20 protein-coding genes and 1 pseudogene are annotated in these 21,429 nt (G+C 71.0%); 13 read left to right on the plus strand and 8 right to left on the minus strand.

All coding sequences use genetic code 11. From position 1 onward, the window contains the following. Nucleotides 1-127: 127 nt before the first annotated feature. The gene (locus ACWDA7_RS13645; RefSeq protein ID WP_450604296.1) at nucleotides 128-454 is read right to left on the minus strand and encodes a hypothetical protein; all 327 of its coding nucleotides are present in this window, start codon (nucleotides 452-454) and stop codon (nucleotides 128-130) included. 336 nt (nucleotides 455-790) lie between these two features. Here ACWDA7_RS13645 and ACWDA7_RS13650 point away from each other — a divergent pair, with 336 nt between their 5' ends. From ACWDA7_RS13650 to rbsD, 5 genes are all read left to right on the plus strand, one after another. Beyond that, nucleotides 791-1,888 carry a LacI family DNA-binding transcriptional regulator gene (locus ACWDA7_RS13650; RefSeq protein WP_450604298.1) on the plus strand — a complete coding sequence of 366 codons (1,098 nt, stop codon included), beginning with the start codon at nucleotides 791-793 and terminating at the stop codon, nucleotides 1,886-1,888. Continuing rightward, the gene (locus tag ACWDA7_RS13655; protein ID WP_450604300.1) at nucleotides 1,885-3,414 is read left to right on the plus strand and encodes a sugar ABC transporter ATP-binding protein; all 1,530 of its coding nucleotides are present in this window, start codon (nucleotides 1,885-1,887) and stop codon (nucleotides 3,412-3,414) included. The genes ACWDA7_RS13650 and ACWDA7_RS13655 overlap by 4 nt, the downstream gene beginning before the upstream one ends. Further along, nucleotides 3,404-5,353, plus strand: coding sequence for an ABC transporter permease/substrate-binding protein (locus ACWDA7_RS13660; protein WP_359391482.1), 1,950 nt, complete (start codon nucleotides 3,404-3,406; stop codon nucleotides 5,351-5,353). Before ACWDA7_RS13655 ends, ACWDA7_RS13660 begins: the two co-directional genes overlap by 11 nt. Nucleotides 5,354-5,483: 130 nt before the next feature. Beyond that, nucleotides 5,484-6,383: a ribokinase gene (locus ACWDA7_RS13665; RefSeq protein WP_450604302.1), complete on the plus strand. Its 900-nt coding sequence runs from the start codon at nucleotides 5,484-5,486 to the stop codon at nucleotides 6,381-6,383. Continuing rightward, nucleotides 6,380-6,769 carry a D-ribose pyranase gene (gene rbsD, locus ACWDA7_RS13670; protein ID WP_450604303.1) on the plus strand — a complete coding sequence of 130 codons (390 nt, stop codon included), beginning with the start codon at nucleotides 6,380-6,382 and terminating at the stop codon, nucleotides 6,767-6,769. The genes ACWDA7_RS13665 and rbsD overlap by 4 nt, the downstream gene beginning before the upstream one ends. A gap of 329 nt (nucleotides 6,770-7,098) precedes the next feature. Here the strand turns inward: rbsD and ACWDA7_RS13675 are convergent, their stop codons facing one another. The 3 genes from ACWDA7_RS13675 to ACWDA7_RS13685 are packed head-to-tail and all read right to left on the minus strand — an operon-like array spanning nucleotide 7,099 to nucleotide 10,231. Then, nucleotides 7,099-7,935, minus strand: a complete 837-nt coding sequence (locus tag ACWDA7_RS13675) for a sugar phosphate isomerase/epimerase family protein (protein ID WP_450604305.1) — start codon at nucleotides 7,933-7,935, stop codon at nucleotides 7,099-7,101. Beyond that, nucleotides 7,932-9,083: a dihydrodipicolinate synthase family protein gene (locus ACWDA7_RS13680; RefSeq protein ID WP_450604306.1), complete on the minus strand. Its 1,152-nt coding sequence runs from the start codon at nucleotides 9,081-9,083 to the stop codon at nucleotides 7,932-7,934. The genes ACWDA7_RS13675 and ACWDA7_RS13680 overlap by 4 nt, the downstream gene beginning before the upstream one ends. Further along, nucleotides 9,080-10,231, minus strand: a complete 1,152-nt coding sequence (locus ACWDA7_RS13685) for a Gfo/Idh/MocA family protein (protein ID WP_450604307.1) — start codon at nucleotides 10,229-10,231, stop codon at nucleotides 9,080-9,082. The genes ACWDA7_RS13680 and ACWDA7_RS13685 overlap by 4 nt, the downstream gene beginning before the upstream one ends. 418 nt (nucleotides 10,232-10,649) lie before the next feature. Between ACWDA7_RS13685 and ACWDA7_RS13690 the strand changes: the two genes are divergently transcribed. The 4 genes from ACWDA7_RS13690 (at nucleotide 10,650) to ACWDA7_RS13705 (ending at nucleotide 15,018) form a co-directional block, all read left to right on the plus strand. Continuing rightward, nucleotides 10,650-11,690, plus strand: coding sequence for a LacI family DNA-binding transcriptional regulator (locus tag ACWDA7_RS13690; RefSeq protein WP_450604308.1), 1,041 nt, complete (start codon nucleotides 10,650-10,652; stop codon nucleotides 11,688-11,690). Nucleotides 11,691-11,862: 172 nt separating this feature from the next. After that, nucleotides 11,863-12,798: a GNAT family N-acetyltransferase gene (locus ACWDA7_RS13695; RefSeq protein WP_450604310.1), complete on the plus strand. Its 936-nt coding sequence runs from the start codon at nucleotides 11,863-11,865 to the stop codon at nucleotides 12,796-12,798. 44 nt (nucleotides 12,799-12,842) lie between these two features. Continuing rightward, nucleotides 12,843-13,643 (plus strand): sugar phosphate isomerase/epimerase family protein, encoded by an 801-nt coding sequence (locus tag ACWDA7_RS13700; RefSeq protein WP_450604312.1) that lies wholly within the window; start codon nucleotides 12,843-12,845, stop codon nucleotides 13,641-13,643. Between the two features lie 91 nt (nucleotides 13,644-13,734). Beyond that, nucleotides 13,735-15,018: an MFS transporter gene (locus ACWDA7_RS13705; protein ID WP_450604313.1), complete on the plus strand. Its 1,284-nt coding sequence runs from the start codon at nucleotides 13,735-13,737 to the stop codon at nucleotides 15,016-15,018. Between the two features lie 149 nt (nucleotides 15,019-15,167). Here ACWDA7_RS13705 and ACWDA7_RS13710 read toward each other — a convergent pair. Continuing rightward, a pseudogene (locus tag ACWDA7_RS13710) lies at nucleotides 15,168-15,491 on the minus strand (ATP-binding protein); the annotation flags it as partial. Between ACWDA7_RS13710 and ACWDA7_RS13715 the strand changes: the two are divergent. Beyond that, entirely contained in the window at nucleotides 15,490-15,633 is a 144-nt protein-coding gene (locus tag ACWDA7_RS13715; protein ID WP_450604314.1) for a hypothetical protein, read from the plus strand. The pseudogene ACWDA7_RS13710 and the gene ACWDA7_RS13715 sit on opposite strands and share 2 nt — an antisense overlap. Beyond that, the gene (locus ACWDA7_RS13720) at nucleotides 15,630-15,845 is read left to right on the plus strand and encodes a DUF397 domain-containing protein (protein ID WP_450604316.1); all 216 of its coding nucleotides are present in this window, start codon (nucleotides 15,630-15,632) and stop codon (nucleotides 15,843-15,845) included. Before ACWDA7_RS13715 ends, ACWDA7_RS13720 begins: the two co-directional genes overlap by 4 nt. Here the strand turns inward: ACWDA7_RS13720 and ACWDA7_RS13725 are convergent. Next, entirely contained in the window at nucleotides 15,746-16,393 is a 648-nt protein-coding gene (locus tag ACWDA7_RS13725) for a GNAT family N-acetyltransferase (RefSeq protein WP_450604318.1), read from the minus strand. The two genes, ACWDA7_RS13720 and ACWDA7_RS13725, sit on opposite strands and share 100 nt — an antisense overlap. 427 nt (nucleotides 16,394-16,820) lie before the next feature. Between ACWDA7_RS13725 and ACWDA7_RS13730 the strand changes: the two genes are divergently transcribed. Then, nucleotides 16,821-18,647, plus strand: coding sequence for a glycoside hydrolase family 3 protein (locus tag ACWDA7_RS13730; RefSeq protein WP_450604320.1), 1,827 nt, complete (start codon nucleotides 16,821-16,823; stop codon nucleotides 18,645-18,647). Between the two features lie 135 nt (nucleotides 18,648-18,782). Beyond that, nucleotides 18,783-19,367, plus strand: a complete 585-nt coding sequence (locus ACWDA7_RS13735) for a hypothetical protein (RefSeq protein WP_450604322.1) — start codon at nucleotides 18,783-18,785, stop codon at nucleotides 19,365-19,367. 25 nt (nucleotides 19,368-19,392) lie between these two features. On the opposite strand, the gene ACWDA7_RS13740 is transcribed toward ACWDA7_RS13735, so the two are convergent. Then, nucleotides 19,393-20,814 carry a S28 family serine protease gene (locus tag ACWDA7_RS13740; protein WP_450604323.1) on the minus strand — a complete coding sequence of 474 codons (1,422 nt, stop codon included), beginning with the start codon at nucleotides 20,812-20,814 and terminating at the stop codon, nucleotides 19,393-19,395. 120 nt (nucleotides 20,815-20,934) lie between these two features. After that, on the minus strand, nucleotides 20,935-21,321 hold the full coding sequence (locus tag ACWDA7_RS13745; protein ID WP_450604325.1) for a hypothetical protein: 387 nt from the start codon (nucleotides 21,319-21,321) through the stop codon (nucleotides 20,935-20,937). Nucleotides 21,322-21,429: the final 108 nt, after the last annotated feature.

Raw genomic sequence — 21,429 nt, forward strand, 5'->3', positions numbered from 1 at the left:
GGATATTGCCCTGCGCATCCGCCGACGCACCCGTGTCATACGACCGACGATCCGCACCCGAACCCGCCATCCCACACCACTCCCCGTAAGAAGACCTCAGCCCAACAACCGTGCGTCACATAGAACTTCAGCGGAACCGCGCCCCGTCGAAGTTCGCCGCGCCCATCTGACGCCGCGCGTTCTCACCCTGCTCCTGGTCACCCGAAGCGAACGCCGAGTCCATCCCCGACTGACCACCCAGGATCGCCGCCAGCGAACCATTCAGCTCCTGAGCGATACCATCCGCCCGCCCCTTGAACTGATCGAACACCGCACGCCCCGCACCGTTGAACTTCCCCTCCAACGGCTGCGCCGCCTGCACCAACTGACGGATCAACGACCCCAGATCCTCGCTCGACCCACGCGAGCCCTTCATCAGCGTCGACAGGGTCTGCGCCCCCATGTCGAACTTCATCGTGCCTCCCCCTGCGGTGAGTTGGTCCCACCGAACGATTCTCCAGTCACCATGTTCACGTCCAGGCGTCGCACTCGCAACCACCTGACGTCACAGCCCCGCTACAGAGGACGGACCGCCTCACAGGCCACGCGGGGCGGCGCCACGCCCCCATCAAGCCCCAACGGACGCGGACATGAGACCTGGATCACATGGGTCACAATCCGGTCTCGGCGTCGTTCACACCCTTGATTCACCTCCATGTAATCGATTCCAATCCTTCATGTCAGTCATGGAAACGATTCCACGGACTCACAAATGCACCCATAACGGATCCACAAGGAGGTGGTCCAGGCGATGGCGAGCATCAAGGACGTCGCCGCCGAGGCGGGCGTTTCCGTCGCCACGGTGTCGCGCGTCCTCAACGACCACCCATCGGTCAGCGCCGACGCGCGCACCCGCGTGCTGGCCGCCGTCGAGACGCTGGGCTACCGCCCGAACGCCGTCGCCCGGTCCCTGCGCACCGACCAGACTCGCACCCTCGGCCTGGTCATCAGCGACGTACTGAACCCCTACTTCACCCACCTGGCCCGCTCCGTCGAGGAGGAGGCCCGCGCGCTCGGCTACAGCGTGATCATCGGCAACGCCGACGAGCGGCCCGATCTCCAGGACCACCATGTGCGGACCCTGCTGGACCGGCGGATCGACGGACTGCTCGTCTCGCCGACCGACGGCGGCTCGCCGCTCATGCTGGACGCCGCGCGGAGCGGCACACCCATGGTCTTCGTCGACCGCTGGATCCCGGGCGTCGACGTACCCGTGGTGCGGTCCGACGGAGGCGCCGCCGTCCACGATCTCGTCGCCCATCTGCACGGGCTCGGGCACCGCAGGCTCGCGATCATCACGGGGCCCGCGGCGACCACGACCGGCCAGGAGCGCGTCGAGGCCTTCCGGCGGGCCATGGGCGCGTACGGGCTTCCCCTGCCGGACGACTACATCGGCCAGGGCGACTTCCAGGCCGAGAGCGGGCGCCGGGCCACCGAGCGGTTCCTCGACCTGGAGGAGCCGCCCGAGGTCGTGTTCGCCGCGGACAACCTGATGGCGCTCGGCGCGCTGGACGCCATCCGGGCGCGCGGGCTGCGGGTCCCGGACGACATCGCGCTCGCCGCGTTCGACGACATCCCGTGGTTCGTGCACACCGCACCGCCGATCACCGCGATCGCCCAGCCCACGGGCGAACTGGGGCACGCCGCCGTGCGCGCGCTGGTCGACCGCATCGAGGGGCGGCCACCGGAGTCCGTCACGCTCCCCGCGCGACTCGTCGTACGCCGCTCGTGCGGCGAGCCCGCTCCCCAGGGGCAGCCCCGGCCGCCCGCCCTCCCAGGGCAATCCGCTCCGCAAGAGCCGCCGGCTCGCACGGAGCCGTCCCCCGCAACGAACAGGAGCCAGTCGTGAGCAACGCGGACGAGTTGCTGCGCATCGAAGGCATACGCAAGACCTTCCCCGGTGTGGTCGCGCTCGACAGCGTCGACTTCGATCTGCGCCGGGGCGAGGTACATGCGCTGCTCGGTGAGAACGGTGCGGGCAAGAGCACCCTCATCAAGATGCTCTCCGGCGCCTACCGCCCCGATGCCGGGCGGATCCTGGTCGGCGGCGAGGAGGTGCGCATCCACGGCGCGCAGGACTCCGAGCGCCTCGGGATCGCCACCATCTACCAGGAGTTCAACCTCGTTCCCGATCTGACCGTCGCCGAGAACATCTTCCTCGGGCGCCAGCCGCGCCGGCTCGGGATGATCGACCGGAAGAAGATGGAGGCCGACGCCGCCGAGCTCCTCGAACGCGTCGGCGTGCAGGTGTCCCCGCGCGCCCGGGTGCGTGAACTCGGCATCGCACGGCTCCAGATGGTCGAGATCGCCAAGGCACTGAGCCTGAACGCGCGCGTGCTCATCATGGACGAACCGACGGCCGTGCTCACCTCCGAGGAGGTCGAGAAGCTCTTCGCCATCGTGCGCACACTGCGCGAGGACGGCGTCGGGATCGTGTTCATCACCCATCACCTGGAGGAGATCGCCGCCCTCGGAGACCGGGTGACCGTGATCCGCGACGGCAAGAGCGTCGGGCAGGTACCGGCCTCCACGCCCGAGGACGAGCTCGTACGCCTCATGGTGGGGCGGTCGATCGAGCAGCAGTACCCGCGTGAACGGCTCCAGGCGGGCACCGCGTTGCTCACCGTCGAGGGGCTCACCCGGGACGGGGTCTTCCACGATGTGTCCTTCGAGGTGCGGGCCGGTGAGGTCGTCGGCATCGCGGGGCTCGTCGGCGCCGGCCGTACGGAGGTCGTGCGGGCCGTGTTCGGTGCCGATCCGTATGACAAGGGCACCGTGCGCGTCGCGGGTGCGGATGTGCGGCGGCACGACGTGAACGCCGCGATGGCGGCCGGGATCGGTCTGGTGCCCGAGGACCGCAAGGGCCAGGGACTCGTCCTCGACGCGTCCGTCGAGGAGAACCTGGGGCTTGTGACCATGCGGGCCGCGACCCACGGCGGGCTCGTCGACCGCAGGGGACAGCGGGTCGCCGCGGCCGGGGTCGCCGAGCAGCTCGGTGTGCGGATGGCCGGGCTCGCCCAGCACGTACGCACGCTCTCCGGCGGCAACCAGCAGAAGGTCGTCATCGGCAAGTGGCTGCTTGCCAACACCAAGGTGCTCATCCTCGACGAGCCGACACGCGGTATCGACGTCGGCGCCAAGGTCGAGATCTACCAGCTGATCAACGAACTGACGGCCGCGGGCGCCGCCGTCCTGATGATCTCCAGCGATCTGCCCGAGGTGCTCGGCATGAGCGACCGGGTCCTGGTGATGGCCCAGGGCCGGATCGCGGGCGAACTGACCGCCGACGAGGCGACCCAGGACTCCGTCATGGCGCTCGCCGTCTCCACACCCACCACATCTGTCAACGGAACGGAGGCCACCCGTGGCCACTGACACGCTCAAGGGCCGAGCGGGCGCCGGTGGCGCCACGGGGGTCCGCCGTCTCCTGCTCGACAACGGCGCGCTGACCGCGCTGATCGTCCTCGTCATCGCGATGTCGGCGCTGTCCGGCGACTTCCTGACGACGGACAACCTGCTCAACATCGGCGTCCAGGCGGCGGTGACCGCCATCCTCGCCTTCGGCGTCACCTTCGTGATCGTCGCGGCGGGCATCGACCTGTCGGTGGGTTCGGTCGCCGCGCTGTCGGCCACGGTCCTCGCCTGGAGCGCAACATCGGCGGGGATACCGGTCGCGATAGCCGTGCTGCTCGCGATCGCCACGGGCCTCGCCTGCGGTCTCGTCAACGGCATCCTGATCTCGTTCGGGAAGCTGCCGCCGTTCATCGCGACGCTCGCCATGCTGTCGGTGGGCCGCGGTCTGTCGCTGGTCATCTCGCAGGGCTCCCCGATCGCCTTCCCCGCCTCCGTCTCCCACCTGGGCGACACGCTCGGCGGCTGGCTGCCGGTGCCGGTCCTGGTCATGGTCATCATGGGGCTGCTGACGGCGTTCGTGCTGGGCCGTACGTACATCGGGCGCTCGATGTACGCGATCGGCGGCAACGAGGAGGCGGCGCGTCTGTCGGGTCTCCGAGTGAAGAGGCAGAAGCTCGCGATCTACGCGCTGTCGGGTCTGTTCGCCGCCGCCGCGGGCATCGTGCTCGCCTCGCGTCTGTCGTCGGCGCAGCCGCAGGCCGCCAACGGCTACGAGCTGGACGCGATCGCCGCGGTCGTCATCGGCGGCGCCTCCCTCGCGGGCGGCACCGGCAAGGCGTCCGGCACGCTGATCGGCGCGCTGATCCTGGCGGTGCTGCGCAACGGCCTGAACCTCCTTTCGGTGTCGGCCTTCTGGCAGCAGGTCGTCATCGGTGTCGTGATCGCCCTGGCGGTGCTGTTGGACACCGTGCGGCGCAAGGCGGGGGCCACCCCCGTGGCGGCCGGTACGACGTCCCCGGGCGGCAAGGGCAAGCAGGCGGCGACGTACATCCTGGCCGCCGTGGTCGCGGCGGCCGTGGTGGGCGGGGTCTCCTTCCTGCACGGCGGCTCGTCCTCCACGACGCAGAAGGTCGGCCTGTCGCTCTCCACCCTCAACAACCCCTTCTTCGTGCAGATCAAGTCGGGTGCGCAGGCCGAGGCGAAGAAGCTGGGCGTCGACCTGACCGTCACGGACGCGCAGAACGACGCCTCGCAGCAGGCCAACCAGCTGCAGAACTTCACCAGCGAGGGACTGGGTTCGATCATCGTGAACCCGGTGGACTCGGACGCCGCGGGCCCGTCGGTGCGGGGTGCGAACAAGGCCGGCATCCCCGTCGTGGGTGTCGACCGCGCCGTCAACAAGGCGAACACGGCCGCGCTGGTCGCCTCCGACAACATCGAGGGCGGCAAGCTCGCCGCCAAGGCGCTCGCCGAGAAGCTCGGCGGCCAGGGCAAGATCATCATCCTGCAGGGCCAGGCCGGCACCTCCGCCAGCCGTGAGCGCGGGGCGGGGTTCGCCGAGGGGCTCAAGGCCTATCCGGGCATCCAGGTCCTGGCCAAGCAGCCCGCCGACTTCGACCGGACCAAGGGTCTCGACGTGATGGCGAACCTGCTCCAGGCGCACCCGGACGTCCAGGGCGTGTTCGCCGAGAACGACGAGATGGCACTCGGCGCGATCAAGGCGCTCGGCTCCAAGGCCGGCACCTCGGTCCAGGTGGTCGGCTTCGACGGCGAGCCCGACGGCCTCGCCGCGGTCAAGGCGGGCACGCTGTATGCCTCGGTGGCGCAGCAGCCGACGCAGCTGGGCCGGATCGCGGTCGACAACGCGCTGCGGGCCGCCGAGGGCAAGAAGGTCGAGCAGACCGTGAAGGTTCCGGTGAAGGTGGTCACGAAGGAGACCGTGGCCGGGTTCAGCGGCTGACCCCCGCGTTCCCCCGGTCGCCACGGGCCGGGGCCGCGCCGCGCGGACGAACGACAGCGCGCGCGGACCCCGGCCGTGGCACCGGCTTTCATCGCTGTGAGGATCCACGGGGATCCGTTGGGAGACAGTCATGTACGACTACGACCTCCTGGTCGTGGGATCGGCCAACGCCGACCTCGTGATCGGGGTCGAACGGCGCCCGGCGGCCGGGGAGACGGTGCTCGGCTCCGACCTGGTCGTCCACCCGGGCGGCAAGGGCGCGAATCAGGCCGTCGCCGCCGCCCAGCTCGGTGCCCGTACGGCGCTGCTGGCCCGGGTCGGCGACGACGCGCACGGACGGCTTCTGCTGGACTCGCAGCGCAAGGCGGGCGTCGACACCGTGGGCGTGCTGGTCGGCGGCGCGCCCACCGGGGTCGCACTGATCACGGTGGACCCGTCGGGGGACAACAGCATCGTGGTCTCGCCTGGCGCGAACGGCCGGCTCGTGCCGAAGGACGTACGGGCCGCGGGCAGCCTGCTGGAGGCGTCCCGCGTGGTCTCGGCGCAGTTGGAGATCCCTCTGGAGACGGTCGTGGAGGTCGTACGGACTCTGCCGTCCGGCACCCGTTTCGTCCTGAACCCCTCACCGCCGAGGCCGCTGCCCGCGGACGTGCTCGCGGCGTGCGACCCGCTGATCGTCAACGAGCACGAGGCGCGGGTCATCGCGGGCGACGACCTGGGCGGCACGCCCGAGGACTGGGCGGCCGCGCTGCTGGCGCTCGGCCCCCGTTCGGTCGTGGTGACGCTGGGCGCGGAGGGCGCGCTGGTGGCGGACGCCGAGGCCATGACCCGTGTGCCGTCCGTGAAGGTGGAGGCGGTGGACACGACGGGCGCGGGCGACGCGTTCACGGCGGCGCTGGCGTGGCGTCTCGGCACCGGCGAGACGCTCCCGGAGGCGGCGGCGTACGCGGCCCGGGTGGGCGCGGCCGCGGTTACCCGTCCCGGAGCTCAGGAGTCGTTCCCCACCTCGGAGGAGGTGGCGGCGCTGTGAAGAAGAGCGGCATTCTGAACCGTCATCTCGCCGGCGCGCTCGCGGAGCTGGGGCACGGGCAGAGGGTGCTGGTGTGCGACGCGGGCATGCCGATACCGGCGGGCCCGCGGGTGGTGGACCTGGCGTTCCGCGCGGGGGTGCCCTCCTTCGCCGAGGTGCTGGACGGCCTGCTGGACGAACTGGTGGTGGAGGGGGCGACGGCGGCGCACGAAGTGCGGGACGCGAACCCGGAGGCCTCGTCCCTGCTCCAGGCCCGCTTCCCGGATCTCGAACTGATACCGCACGAGAAGCTCAAGGAGCTGACGGCGGGCGCACACCTGGTCGTCCGCACCGGTGAGGCCCGCCCGTACGCGAACGTGCTGCTGCGCTGCGGGGTCTTCTTCTAGCGGCGGTTCAGAGCGCCGGGAAGGCTGGGCGTACGCCGACCTGCCGCTCAGCGGGCGCTCGGCGGCCCGCCGGGGCCGGTGATCCGGGCGGGAACGATTCGAGGGGGCCCGGTCGACCGACCGGGCCCCCTCGCGTTCCCCCCCCGTATCAGAACCCCCGCGATCCCCCCAGATCCCTTCCCCCACAAGAATTCTGACGCCCAGTACGACACCCGGGGCGGAGGGAGGGTTGCACAGCCTTCGCGGATTTTTCTCCGGAGCCGACGATGCTGCCGGCGCGGCGGGCGCACCAGCACGGCCCCCGCGCCAGGCCCCCGTTCCGACCGTGGTCAGGCCACGTGCTCGGTGAAGCGGGCCACCGTCTCGGCGAGCACCTCGCGCCCGTCGCGGCCCCACAGCGCCTCGTTGAACAGCTCGACCTCGATCGGCCCGGCGTAGCCGGCCGCCTCCACGTATCCCCTCCACTCGCGCATGTCGATCACCCCGTCGCCGATCTGGGCGCGTCCGTTCAGGACCCCCTCCGGCAGCGGGGTGGTCCAGTCGGCGAGCTGGAAGGCGAGGATGCGGCCGCCGGCGCCGGCGCGGGCGATCTGCTCGGGGGCGGTGTCGTCCCACCAGAGGTGGTACGTGTCCACGGTGACGCCGACCTGCTGGGCCGGGAAGCGCTCGGCGAGGTCCAGCGCCTGGGCCAGCGTCGAGACCACACAGCGGTCCGAGGCGTACATCGGATGGAGCGGTTCGACGGCGAGCCGCACCCCCCGCTCGAACGCGTACGGTCCCAGCTCCCCGAGGGCGTCCGCGATCCGCTCGCGTGCGGCGCGCAGGTCCCTGGAGCCGGCCGGCAGCCCGCCCGACACCAGGACCAGCGTGTCCGTGCCCAGCGTCGCCGCCTCGTCGACCGCCCGGCGGTTGTCGTCCAGAGCGCGGGCCCGCTCCTCCGGGTCGGCGGCGGTGAAAAAGCCGCCCCGGCACAGCGTCGTCACGCTCAGACCGGCGTCGCGGACCAGTTTCGCCGTGGCGTCCAGTCCGTACGACCGGACGGGCTCCCGCCACAGGCCCAGCCCGCGTACACCCGATTCGAGGCAGGCGTCGACCAGTTCGGGCATGCCGAGCTGCTTCACCGTCATCTGGTTGATGGAGAAGCGCTCCGGGGCGGTGCCGCTCATCGGTCCGCTCCGTAGAGGGACAGCAAGGTCCTCATCCTCGTCTCCGCGCGTTCCGGGTCGGGGAACAGCCCCAGACCGTCGGCGAGTTCGTAGGCCTTCGCGAGGTGCGGCAGCGATCGCGCCGACTGCAGGCCGCCCACCATCGTGAAGTGCTCCTGGTGGCCCGCGAGCCAGGCCAGGAAGACCACACCGGTCTTGTAGAAGCGGGTCGGCGCCTGGAACAGGTGGCGCGACAACTCCACTGTGGGGTCGAGGAGTTCCCGGAAACCCTGCACGTCGCCCGTGTCCAGCCCCCGTACCGCCTCGGCGGCCGGTGGAGCCAGTGGGTCGAAGACGCCGAGCAGCGCGTCGCTGAAACCCTGCTCGTCGCCCTCGATCAGTTCGGGGTAGTGGAAGTCGTCGCCCGTGTAGCAGCGCACGCCCGGCGGGAGCCGGCGGCGCAGATCGATCTCGCGCTGCGCGTCGAGCAGCGAGATCTTGACTCCGTCCACCTTGTCCGGATGGCCGGCGACAACCTCGAGGAACACCTCCGTGGCCGCGTCCAGGTCGCCCGAACCCCAGTAGCCCTCGAGCGCGGGGTCGAACATGGGGCCGAGCCAGTGCAGGATCACCGGATCGGCCGCCTGGCGCAGCAGGTGGCCGTAGGTCTCCAGGTAGTCCTCCGGAGCCTTCGCCCTCGCCGCCAGCGCACGCGACGCCATCACGATCGCCTGCGCGCCCGCCCCCTCGACCACGGCGAGCTGCTCCTCGTACGCCGTGCGGATCTCCTCGAGGGAGCCGGCGGCGAGCTGGTCGGTGCCGACTCCGCAGGCGACACGGCCGCCGGCCGACCTGGCCTCGGCACAGCTGCGGCGGATCAGTTCCGCCGCGCCCGCCCAGTCCAGGCCCATCCCGCGCTGGGCGGTGTCCATGGCCTCGGCGACACCCAGCCCGTACGACCACAGGTGGCGGCGGAAGGCGAGCGTCGCCTCCCAGTCGACAACGGCGGGTGAGTCGGGCGACACGTCCGCGTAGGGGTCGGCGACCACGTGCGCGGCAGCGAAGACCGTACGGGAGGTGAAGGGGACGCCGGTGGAGACGGCGAGGGGTTCGCGGCGGGGCTCGTACACCCGCAACCGGCCGTCGGCGCCGGGGAGCCGGATCGTCACAGCGGGATCTCCGGTACGTCGATACGGCGGCCCTCGGCCGAGGACTTGAGGCCCAGTTCGGCGAGCTGGACGCCGCGCGCGCCGGCCCGCAGGTCCCAGTGATAGGGCGCGCCGGCGTAGACGTGCCTGAGGAACAGCTCCCACTGGGCCTTGAAGCCGTTGTCGAACTCGGCGTTGTCCGGGACCTCCTGCCACTGGTCGCGGAAGGCCTCGGTGGCGGGCACGTCCGGGTTCCAGACCGGCTTGGGGGTGGCGGAGCGGTGCTGGACACGACACCTGCGCAGTCCTGCGACGGCCGAGCCCTCGGTGCCGTCGACCTGGAACTCGACGAGTTCGTCGCGGTTGACGCGCACGGCCCAGGAGGAGTTGATCTGGGCGATCGCGCCGCCTTCCAGCTCGAAGATGCCATAGGCGGCGTCGTCGGCCGTGGCCTCGTACGGCTTGCCGTTCTCGTCCCAGCGGCGCGGGACGTGAGTGGTCGCGAGTGCCTGGACGGACGTCACCCGGCCGAACAGCTCGTGCAGCACGTACTCCCAGTGCGGGAACATGTCGACGACGATGCCGCCGCCGTCCTCGGCGCGGTAGTTCCAGGAGGGCCGCTGGGCGGGCTGCCAGTCGCCCTCGAAGACCCAGTAGCCGAACTCTCCGCGGACGGACAGGACACGGCCGAAGAAGCCGCCGTCGACGAGCCGCCTCAGTTTCAGCAGGCCGGGCAGGAAGATCTTGTCCTGGACGACGCCGTGTTTGACGCCCTTCGCCCGCGCGCGGCGGGCCAGGTCCAGGGCTCCCGCCAGGCCCGTCGCCGTCGGCTTCTCGGTGTAGATGTGCTTGCCGGCGGCGATCGCCTTCTTGATGGATCCCTCGCGCGCGGACGTGATCTGGGCGTCGAAGTAGATCTCGACCTCCGGGTCGGCGAGGACCATGTCCAGATCGGTCGACCAGTGGTCCAGTCCGTACTGCTCGGCGAGCGCCTTCAGGGCGTGCTCGCGGCGGCCGACGAGGACCGGCTCGGGCCACAGCACGGTGCCGTCGCCCAGGTCGAGGCCGCCCTGCTCGCGCAGGGCCAGGATGGAGCGGACAAGGTGCTGCCGGTGGCCCATGCGTCCCGTCACACCGTTCATGGCGATCCGCACCGTCTTGCGTGTCACGTCGTTCCCTCCGTACACGTCCGGCGCCCCGTACGCCCCCGGGGAACAGCAAACGCTTTCTACGCAAGAAGACGCTAGCCTCTGTCCGGCGGGTCGGACAAGACCGCGGGAATGACGGGATTGTGCAGGTCCGTGCACGGCGTGGCACAGGGCGACACGACGGACACGGGACGCTGAAGTCGGTCGGTCCCTCGAACAAGGGGAACCGCGGGCCTGTACACGGAGGTCCGAAGACCGGTAGATGGACGTCTGCGGAGAGGGGCGGACCGCAGGACCGCACGAAGGTCTCCCCGCCCCTGAGCACGACGACAACGACGACAGCGGCAACGACAGACAGCCACAGCGACGACGAGCACGACGATCGGCGGCAACGACGATCGGCGAGTACGGCGAGACGCCCGACCGAAGGACGACGACGATGACGGTGACCCTGGCGGACGTGGCGGCGCGCGCGCAGGTGTCGCCCGCCACCGTGTCGCGCGTACTGAACGGGAACTACCCCGTGGCGGCGTCGACCCGGGAGCGGGTACTGCGCGCGGTGGACGAACTGGACTACGTCCTCAACGGCCCGGCGAGCGCACTCGCGGCGGCCACCTCGGACCTGGTCGGCATTCTGGTGAACGACATCGCCGACCCGTTCTTCGGGATCATGGCAAGCGCGATCCAGTCGGAGATCGGGGGCCCGGGAGGCCGGGCCGGCGGCGAACGGCTCGCCGTGGTCTGCAACACCGGCGGCTCTCCGGAGCGGGAATTGACGTATCTGACGCTGTTGCAGCGTCAGCGGGCGGCGGCCGTGGTGATGACCGGTGGCGCGGTGGAGGACAGCGCGCACGCGGAGGCGGTCGGCGCCAAACTGCGCAAGCTCGCGGCGGCCGGGACCCGGGTGGTCCTGTGCGGCCGCCCTCCCGCGGTCGAGGCGATCGCGCTGGCCTTCGACAACCGGGGCGGCAGCCGGCTGCTCACCGAGCACATGACCGGGCTCGGGCACCGGCGGCTCGGCTACATCGCGGGCCCGGAGGAGCGTACGACCACCCGCCACCGGCTGGAGGGACACCGGGCGGCACTGGCCGCCGCCGGGATCGAGGACGACCCGCGGCTGACCATGCACGGCTCCTACGACCGCCGCTCCGGTTACGAGGCGACACTGGAACTGCTGCGCCGGGAACCGTCGTTGACGGCGATCGTGGCGGCGAACGACACGGTGGCACTGGGCGCGTGCGCGGCGCTGCGGGACTCGGGACTGCGCATTCCCGAGGACGTCTCGGTGGCCGGCTTCGACGACCTCCCGTTCGCGATCGACGCCGTACCGGCCCTGACGACGGTACGGCTGCCGCTCGCGGAGGCGGGCGCCCGGGCCGGCCGGATCGCGATGGGCCGGGAGGAGCCGCCGCCGGGCGGGATCGCCACGGTGCGCGGCGAGTTGATGGTGCGCGGGTCGACGGGTGCACCGCGCAGATAGGGGCGTCGCGCCGCCGCCGGCCGCCGCGCTCACAGGTCCGCCGCCAGGAACGGGCCCGGCAGCGCGAGCAGCCCGATACGGCGTGCTGCGACCCATGGACGGCGGCCCCGAGCCGACGTACGCTCGTTCCGTACCTCTGACTGAGTCAACCATCGGACAGCAGGGGCCGGCCATGACCGTCCAGGACATCCGCACGTTCAACCGCTTCTACACCAACGTCATCGGCGCGCTGGACTACGGCCGCCACCTCTACGCCCCGTACACGCTCACGGAGTCCCGTGTGCTGTACGAGCTGGCGCACGCGCCGCGCACCGACGCGGCCGACCTGCGGGGCGAACTCTCGCTCGACGCGGGCTATCTGAGCCGCATCCTGAACAAGTTCGAGCGGGACGGCCTGGTCGAGCGGGCCACCTCCGACACGGACCCGCGCCGTCGGCGGGTCACGCTCACCACGCGCGGCCGCGAGACGGCAGGCCTGCTGGAGGAGCGAGCCCGCGAGACCGTCGCCGCGCTGCTGGACACCGTCGCCCCCGCCGACCGGCCGCGCCTGGCCGAGGCCATGGGCACGATCCGCTCGCTCCTCTCGGACGGCCGCGCCGCACGCCCCGAGGACGTGGTGCTGCGCGACCCGGCGCCCGGCGACCTGGGCTGGATCGTGCAGCGCAACGCCGCGCTCTACGCCGCCGAGTACGGCTGGAACGCCGACTACGAGGGGCTGGTCGCGCGGATCGTCGCCGACTTCGCCGAGGACCACGACCCTCATCTGGAGCGGGTGTGGATCGCCGAGACCGGAGGAGGGCGGCCGGTCGGGTGTGTGATGTGCGTACGGGACGAGGCCCCGGCCACGGCCCGGCTGCGGCTGCTGCTCGTCGAGCCCGACGCGCGCGGCCTCGGCATCGGCGACCGCCTGGTCGAGGCGTGCGTGGACTTCGCGCGCGGCGTCGGCTACCGCGAGCTCGTCCTGTGGACGAACGACGTCCTCGCCGCCGCCCGGCGGATCTATCTGCGCCACGGCTTCGTCCTCGTCGCCGAGAAGCCCCACCGTTCCTTCGGCAAGGACCTGGTCGGCCAGGACTGGCGTCTTGACCTGCTCGGCGTCCGGGAGTGAGGACGAGGGGCGCCAGGCGCGAGTGACGAGTAGGGTCCAAGAACATGAAGCTGGCGTTCTCCACCCTCGGTGTCCCCGGTCTGCCCGTGCCGGACGTGGTCCGGCTCGCGGCCACGAACGGCTACCACGGCGTCGAACTGCGCGCACACCCCGAGGAGCCGGTGCACCCCGGCATCGGCCCGGCCGCGCGGGCCGAAGTGGCCGCCGAGTTCAAGGCGGGGGGCGTCGAGATCCTGGGACTCGCGGGGTACGCGCATGCCGCCGCCCCCGGGGACGACGGGCCCGTGCTGGACGAGATGCGCCAACTGCTCGAGCTTGCGCACGATGTGGGCGCGCCCTCCGTCCGCGTCTTCCCGGGCGGCGGCACGGATCAGTCCCCCGAAGAGGCCGACGCCACCGCCGCGCGGCGCCTGGCTACCGCCGCGGAGTACGCCGCCGACCTCGGCGTCCGCATCCTGCTGGAGACCCATGACTCGCATCCCACCGGCGCTGACCTGATGCGCATCCTCGGCACGGTGGGACACCGCCAGGTGGGCGCGCTGTGGGACGTGATGCACACCTGGCTGGGCGGCGAGCAGCCGCAGGAAACGTACGCGGACCTGTGCCCGCACCTCGGCTACGTGCAGGTCAAGGACATCGCGTCCGCCGAGGACAAGACGCCCCTGCCGCTGGGCCACGGGGTCCTCCCGCTCACCGAGTGCGTGGAGGTCCTCTCCCGCCACCACTGGGACGGCTGGCTGTGCTGGGAGTACGAGAAGGGCTGGTACGAGGCGGCACAGCCGCTGCCGGAGCTGCTCGGACCGGGCCGGGAGCACCTGACCCGGCTGCTGAGCGAGTCGGCCTGACCGCCTGATCCCGCCCGTTATTCGGTGGCCAGGGGGACAACGGGACGGTTAGCCTCCGCGCCGTGATCCAGCACCTCCGGCCCGCCGCCTCATGAACCTTTCCCGTGCGTTGATCGACGTGCGCCCGCTGTGGACGTCCCCGGCGTTCCGGCGGCTGCTGATCGGGCGGACGGTGTCCGTGCTCGGCGGATTCATGGCCTTGGTCGCCGTGATGTACCAGGTCTGGGACATGACGCACAGCACGGTCTGGACCGGTGCGGTGGGGCTGGCGCAGGCGCTGCCGATGGTGGTGTTCGGGCTGTTCGCCGGCTCCTGGGCGGACCGGGGCGACCGACGGCGGATCTTCCTCGTCGCCACCGTGGGCCAGGCGTTCTGCTCCCTGCTGCTCGCGGTGCAGGGCTTCCTCGGGCACGTGCCGGTGGCGGGCGTGCTCGCCCTGCTGGCCGTGCACTCCGGTTTCGGTGCGGTCGGCGGACCGGCGTCGGGGGTGTTCGTGCGCCGGTTGCTGCCCAAGGAGGAGGTGGCGGCCGGACTCGCCCTCAACCAGATCTCCTTCCAGGCGATGATGCTCCTCGGCCCGGCGCTCGGCGGTCTGGTGCTCGGCTGGGCCGGCGTCGGCGTCTGCTACCTGCTCGACGCCCTGAGCTTCGCCGTCGCCTTCTACGCCGCCTTCCGGCTGCCCGCGCTTCCGCCCGAGGGCGAGCCGTCGCGGACCGGGCTGCACGGGGTGGTGGACGGGTTGCGCTTCCTCGCCTGGCACCGCGTGGTGCGCGGAGCGTTGATCACCGACCTGGCGGCCACCGTGCTGTCCATGCCCATGAGCCTGTTCCCGCTGGTCAACGCCGAGAGGTTCGGCGGCAACCCGCGCACCCTCGGCCTCTTCCTGTCGGCCGTCGCCGTCGGCGGTGTCGCCGGCTCCACCCTGTCGGGCTCGATCACCCGCTGGGGACGCCCCGGACTGGTGATGCTCTGCGGCGCCGGGACCTGGGGAGTGACGCTCGCCCTGTTCGGTCTGACCACCGACCCCTGGGCCGGGCTCGCCCTGCTGGTGCTGGCCGGGGCCGCCGACACCACCTCGGTGATCTCGCGCGGCACGATCGTGCAGACCCGCACCCCGGACATGCTGCTGGGCCGGGTCACGGCCGCCGAGCAGATCGTCGGCCAGGCGGGCCCCAACCTCGGCAACCTGCGCGGCGGCCTGGTCGCCGGCTGGACCTCCGGCGCGACCGCGCTCGTCAGCGGCGGGCTGCTGTGCCTGCTCGCGGTCGTGTTCGTGGGGTCGAGCACGCCGGAACTGCGCGAGGGGACCTCGCCGGATCGGCACGACGATGCCGCGCCGCAGCTGCGGGACGCGGCCACGCCGGACGCGCCGTGAGCGCGGTCCGCCGGCTGTCGGTCAGACCAGGATCCGCGCCCACACCGTCTTCCCGACGCACCGGTCCCTGCCCCCCACGACTCCGCCGGCGCGGCGACCAGCAGAAGTCCACGACCCGATGTCGCCTCCGGATCCGGGTCCTCCAGGTGCGGCCGGTTCGGGGCAGCGTCGGCGACCTCGACGTCCACGGCCTTCTCGCCGTCGTACGTCATCGCGACCTCGAAGTAGCGGCCGGGTACGCGCCCGTGACGGACCGCGTTGGTCGCCAGCTCCGAGACGACGAGTTCGACGATCCCGCGGGCGTCGGCCGGTACGGCCCAGGAACGCAGGACGCAGCGGGCGCCGCGACGGGCCTCCACCACGTTGCGCGGGGTGGGCGCGAACCGCAGCCGCCAGGTGCGGAGCCCGAGGTTTGCGCCTGCAAGGGCCGATGAAGCTGGTCGAGACCCCGAGCAGACCACCCTTGTGTACATGGAAGGAAACAGGCACAGCACGCTCGTGGCCAAGCCGGAAGACGTCGGAGTACTCGCTCGTCGCTATGCAATGATCAGAAGCCACGCCCTCCGGCTGGAGGAAACCACCGTCCTGATCGAGCAGTTGGCGGGTGAGCTATGACCGAGCTGGCGTGGTTCAAGAGCAGCTACAGCGATTCCGGAGGCGGTGATTGCGTCGAGGTCGCCGCCACCACCGCCATACACATCCGCGACTCCAAGGCCCCCGACCGCCCCTACCTCACCGTCTCCCCCGCCGCCTGGGCCGACTTCCTCGCCACCCTTGTCTCCAGTCGTGACCGGCACTCCGGCCACTCCTCCGCCGTGATCGAGTAGATCGCGGAGTCCCGGAGCCGGTCCTCCTCGCCCGGGGCCCAGGAGCGGGACCAGTTGCGCAGGACGCCCTCAAAGCGGGCACCGATACTCTCGATGGCCGCACGGGAACGGCTGTTGCGGGCGTCGGTCTTCAGGTCGACCCGGGAGACGCCCCACTCCTCGAACGCGTGGCGGCACAGCAGCAGCTTGGACTCGGCGTTCACGCCCGTGCCCTGGGCGGAGCGGGCGAGCCAGGTGAAGCCGACCTCGATGGCGTCGAGTCGGTCGTCCGACAGCCAGGAGCGCGGCTCCCAGTACGACGTGGCGCCCACAGCGCGTCCCGTGCCGAGGGAGATCTGGGCGTACGGCGCGAGCCGGCCCGTCGCCGCGCGGGCGAGTTGCGCGTCGATGTAGTCCCCGACTTCGTCGCCCGCCGGCACCCATGTGTACGCGTAGGTGTCCCGGTCCTCCTGCGCCGCCACCGCCAGGTCGGCCGCGTGCCGGTGCTCCAGCGGCTCGAGTCGTACGAGCGTGCCCTCCAGGACCGGCCCCTCCAGCTTGAAAGTCAACGCCCTACGCCTCTCATGGTTCACGGCTCCGCGAACGCCTCGTGGAAGCCCGGGAGATTCTCGCTCATGCACCCGGGGCCATCAAACGAAAATCCCGGCGCACATATGCCCTCGACCACTCCCGCATCGACTTCCGGAATCGGCCGCTTTCGCGGGAACCTCGCACGACCGCGCTTCGTCCAATGCGCACGCCGCCGGATGAGTCTCCGCGATGCGGTGTCGGCCCTCGCTGCCGTCTGCGATCGCCGACCACCCCCTCCGCCGCACGCGACCGGCAGCACACCGCCGCCATCGGCGCGCCCCCTCCTACAGCGCCGATGGCGGCCACCCGCCGGATACCGTGCATTCCCTTGACTGGCAGAAACTTCCGGGATAGTGGTGACTCTTCGGAAGTTTCCTTCAGCGATCTCCTCCGGAAGGAGCGCAGGTGCACGACGCCGGCACGGGAAGCACCCCGACCCCCTCCAGACGTACGGTCCTCGCCACCACCGCGGGCCTGACCGCGGCTCTCGCCCTCACCCCCGGCACCGGCCACGCCGCCGTGCCCGCCGACGACCGGCTGCGGACCCTCATCTCCCGTATGACCCTCGAAGAGAAGGTCGGTCAGCTCTTCGTGATGCGGGTCTACGGCCACTCGGCGACCGAACCCGACCAGGCCGACATCGACGCGAACCTCGCGGAGATCGGCGTGCGGACGGCCGCCGAGCTGATCGCGAAGTACCGCGTGGGCGGCATCATCTACTTCACGTGGGCACACAACACCCGTACTCCGCACCAGATCGCGGACCTCTCGAACGGGATCCAGAAGGCGTCGCTCGCGCAGCCCCGAGGACTGCCCGTGCTGATCGCCACGGACCAGGAGCACGGGATTGTGGCGCGCGTGGGCAAGCCCGCCACCCTGTTCCCCGGAGCGATGGCGATCGGCGCGGGCGGTTCGCGCTCCGACGCCCGTACGCTCGGCCGGATCGCCGGTGCCGAGCTGCACGCCCTCGGCATCCGCCAGGACTACTCCCCCGACGCCGACGTGAACGTCAACCCGGCCAACCCGGTGATCGGCGTACGGTCCTTCGGCGCCGATCCGGAGGCGGTGGGCGGCCTGGTCGCGGCGGAGGTGAAGGGGTATCAGTCGTCGGGGGTCGCGGCGACCGCCAAACACTTCCCGGGCCACGGCGACACCGCCGTCGACAGCCACTTCGGCTTCCCGGTCATCACGCACAGCCGCGAGCTGTGGGAGAAACTCGACGCGGTGCCGTTCCGGGCGGCGATCCGGGCGGGGATCGACGCCATCATGACCGCGCACATCATGGTCCCCGCGCTCGACGACTCCGGTGACCCGGCGACCCTCTCGCACCCGATCGTCACCGGCATCCTGCGCGAGGAACTGGGCTATGACGGGGTCGTGGTGACGGACTCTCTGGGCATGGAGGGTGTGCGCCAGAAGTACGGTGACGACCGCGTGCCGGTGCTCGCGCTGAAGGCGGGCGTGGACCAGTTGCTGAACCCGCCTTCCCTGGACGTCGCGTGGAACGCGGTGCTGAAGGCCGTACAGGGCGGCGAACTGACCGAGGCACGGCTCGACGAGTCGCTTCTGCGCGTCCTGCGGCTGAAGGCGAAACTGGGGCTGCTGGACCGGCCGTACGTCACCGACAGCGGCGTCGACCGGACCGTGGGCGTCCCGGAGCACCTGCGCGCGGCCGACCGCGTCGCGGACCGTACGACCACGCTGCTGGTCAACCAGCAGGCCCTGCTGCCCCTCTCGCGCCGTACCCATCCCCGTCTGCTGGTGGTCGGCGCGGACCCGGCGTCGCCGTCGGGCACCGACGGACCGCCCACCACGGTGCTGGCGAACGCCTTCACCGGCCTCGGTTTCACGGCGACCGCGCTGTCCACCGGCACCGCGCCCTCGTCGGCGGCGATCGACAACGCGGTGGCGGCGGCGGGGAACGCGGACGCGATGGTGGTGGCCACGTACAACGTGACCGCGACCAGCTCCCAGCGGACCCTGGTGAACCGTCTGATCGCCACCGGCAAGCCGGTGATCGCGATCGCCGTCCGCAATCCGTACGACGTGGCCCAACTCCCCGATGTAGGGGCCTGCTTGGCCACCTACTCCTGGACGGACGTGGAACTGCGCGCGGCAACCCGGGTCGTCGCAGGCCAGGTGAAGCCATACGGGCGGCTGCCGGTACCCGTCCAACGAGCAGACGACCCGGCACAGGTTCTGTACCCCATCGGCTACGGAATGTCGTACTGAACGTACGTCTCACACCGCGCATCTCGCACCCGAATGCCGCAAAACATCCAACATGTCTGGCGTGTCTCGTGATCGCGGGTCACGCTGGACCGGATGTTTGCGATGCGAAAAGGACAGGCGTGGGCGGGTGCGCTGATGACCGCTGCGCTGACGGTGGCGGGGCTCTCCGGATGCCAGACGTCCTCGGAGACGGACGGGAAACGGCCGGGCCAGGGTGGAAGGTCGCCGCAGCCGTCCGGATACGGGGCCGAGTTCCTCGCGGTGGACGAGTGCAGTTCCTTCGGGACGACGAGCTTCACGGAGGTTCCGTGCACGAGCGAACGGGCGGCGGCCCGGGTGATCGCGCGGTACGACGGCCCCATGGAACAGGGGCCTCCCTGCGCGGCGACCACGGACTTCGTCCTGAACATCAGCAAGTCCACGCCGGCGCCGGACACGGGCAAGGCGGTGCCGCAGGGGTACGCGTGCATGCGGAACCTGGAGCCGCCGCACCCGGGGGACCCCGGCGGCGGTGGCGGACCGCTCACCATCGTGGGTGACTGCGTGTACGGGGCGGGCGGCGGCGAGGTCCGGGAGACGGCCTGCGACGGCGGGGGCGCCCACGCACCCGAGTACCAGGTGACGTCGGCCGTCGCGCAGCGCTCCCAGTGCCCGGCGTCGACTGCGCTCTACGTCCAGCTCGGCGGCGACAAGCCGGTGGGCTGCGCCCGTCCGCTGTGAGCACCGGCCGGGCGCAGCGGGGGACTTACGGCCGGAGCCCCGGCTCGCGTTCCACGTCCCGGCGGTCCAACTTCGCGTCGTACGAGGCGAGTGGCTTCGCCGCCGACGGGTTCCGCTGCACCGCCGTCGAGGCGACACCCGCCCAGTCCAGGATGCGGGCGGTGGCCAGGGTCTTCTGGTCGGAGACCAGGCCGGCCACGTTCGCACCGTGGTTCAGGCCGGGGGCCGTGAAGACGTACGCATCACGGGCGCCCGAGCCGAGCCGGAAACGCTCGGCACCCCACGGGTCGTTCTGGCCGTAGACGAAGAGCATGTGGTGCGCGTGGTGCCTGACCCAGGTGTCCACGTCCCGCATCGCCGACGGCTGGAACTTCATCGGGATGGCGCGGGGCACGAAGTTCCGGGGCGGCTGGTAGCCGTAGCGGACGTACTTCTTCTCGATGTACGGGAAGTGGATCGTGGGCGCGCCCAGCTGAGTACCCGCCTGGTAGTAGTACGGCGTGTACGGCTCGAGCCCCTGGTCCGTGTAGAAGGAGAAGCCGGAGATCGTGTCCACGGAGTTCCAGATCTCGTCGTCCGTGGCGTTCTTCGCGTCCGCCGGGATCGTGTCGCAGTCCTTCAGCAGGCTGTACTGCCAAAAGCCCCACACGTAGTCGAGGACGACGGCCTCGTAGGCCCGGTCGAGGCTGCCGATGGTGTTGAAGGTGTAGCCGTTGTCCGCCGCGTACTGCGCGTACTTCTTCTCCAGCGGCTCCCGGCGCACCAGCGCCTCGCGCTGCACGGCGTTCAGGCGGTCCCGGCACTCCTTCGTACCCACGCTCGTGAAGAAGCGGTCGTAGGCGGAGTCCTCGTTGTTCACGACGTCGTTCGGCGCGACGTACGCGACGACGCCGTCCATGTCCCGGGGGTAGAAGCGCTCGAAGTACGTCGCCGTCATACCGCCCTTGGAGCCGCCCGTGGCGATCCAGTTCTTGCTGTAGATCGGCTTGAGCGCCTCGAAGATGCGGTGCTGGTCGCTCGCCGCCTGCCAGATGTCGAGCTTCGACCAGTCCGCGGGCTGCGGACGGGAGGGGGTGAAATAGCGATACTCCATGGAGACCTGGTTGCCGTCCACGATCTGGGTCGGCTCACGGCGGCCCGGGGTCGTGGAGACGTTGTAGCCACCGGTGTAGAAGACGGTCGGCCGGGAGACGTCCTTGTGCAGCACAGTGATCCGCTGCTGGAACGTGCCCTTGGACGGGTGCCGGTGGTCGACCGGCTGGGTGTAGTTCAGGACGAAGAAGCGGTACCCGGCGTACGGCTTCTCCTCGATCAGGCTCATGCCGGGTATGGCGAGCAGCCGGTCCTTGATGTCCGTGTCGGCTGCGGCAGCGGTGGCCGCCGTCGCCGTACTCAGCGTGCCTATGAGCACTACGAGCGCCAGCAGCCATCTGAGCGCCTTGCGCATGCACTCTCCCCTTCAACGCGGATGTCCGCCGGAACCTAGCGGAGCAACCGCCCTGGCACCAGGGGAGGTTGGGGGAACCTGTGAATTGGCCAAAAGGGCCCTGACGGCTTCAGCCGCGCGTCAGCACAGGATCCAGCCCGAGCTGACCGAACCCGAGTCCACCGAACCGCGCACCCACACGCACCGGTGTCCGGCGTGCACGGTCACGGGACCCGCGTGGTGCCGGTACCGGCCGATGTCCGCCGCGGGGCGGCTGCCGCGCGCCTGCACACTGACCGACATGGGCCTGAGGCCGGACACCTTCTTCGCCACGGTCATCGCGCACACATAGCCGTCGCGCTTGTAGATCCACACCGAACCGGTGGAGAACGGGAGCGTGCGGACCTTGCGCCCGGAACAGAAGTCGGCCGCCTGCGCGTTCCCCGGGCTCGCCACCGCGAGCAGACCGGAGGCCGTCAGCACGGCCAGACCGAGCGCCAGGCGCCGGCGTATCGCACCACTGTCCACTGTTGCCCTCCCCGTGACGATCAGCGTACTGGTGTACGGACGCAGGACGTGTGCCGGATGGTTGCGTCGCGACGGTCCCGGACGGCGGTTCTTACGGGTTCCGGACGA

It is taken from the genome of Streptomyces sp. NPDC001156, from assembly GCF_053598275.1.

Coding starts and splice junctions, on each gene's coding strand:
- ACWDA7_RS13735 (WP_450604322.1), top strand. CDS start 18,783: ATGACCGCTGCGCTGACGGTGGCGGGGCTCTCCGGATGCCAGACGTCC.
- ACWDA7_RS13695 (WP_450604310.1), top strand. CDS start 11,863: ATGACCGTCCAGGACATCCGCACGTTCAACCGCTTCTACACCAACGTC.
- ACWDA7_RS13715 (WP_450604314.1), top strand. CDS start 15,490: ATGGAAGGAAACAGGCACAGCACGCTCGTGGCCAAGCCGGAAGACGTC.
- ACWDA7_RS13645 (WP_450604296.1), bottom strand. CDS start 454: ATGAAGTTCGACATGGGGGCGCAGACCCTGTCGACGCTGATGAAGGGC.
- ACWDA7_RS13650 (WP_450604298.1), top strand. CDS start 791: ATGGCGAGCATCAAGGACGTCGCCGCCGAGGCGGGCGTTTCCGTCGCC.
- ACWDA7_RS13665 (WP_450604302.1), top strand. CDS start 5,484: ATGTACGACTACGACCTCCTGGTCGTGGGATCGGCCAACGCCGACCTC.
- ACWDA7_RS13705 (WP_450604313.1), top strand. CDS start 13,735: ATGAACCTTTCCCGTGCGTTGATCGACGTGCGCCCGCTGTGGACGTCC.
- ACWDA7_RS13720 (WP_450604316.1), top strand. CDS start 15,630: ATGACCGAGCTGGCGTGGTTCAAGAGCAGCTACAGCGATTCCGGAGGC.
- ACWDA7_RS13675 (WP_450604305.1), bottom strand. CDS start 7,935: ATGAGCGGCACCGCCCCGGAGCGCTTCTCCATCAACCAGATGACGGTG.
- ACWDA7_RS13690 (WP_450604308.1), top strand. CDS start 10,650: ATGACGGTGACCCTGGCGGACGTGGCGGCGCGCGCGCAGGTGTCGCCC.
- ACWDA7_RS13700 (WP_450604312.1), top strand. CDS start 12,843: ATGAAGCTGGCGTTCTCCACCCTCGGTGTCCCCGGTCTGCCCGTGCCG.
- ACWDA7_RS13740 (WP_450604323.1), bottom strand. CDS start 20,814: ATGCGCAAGGCGCTCAGATGGCTGCTGGCGCTCGTAGTGCTCATAGGC.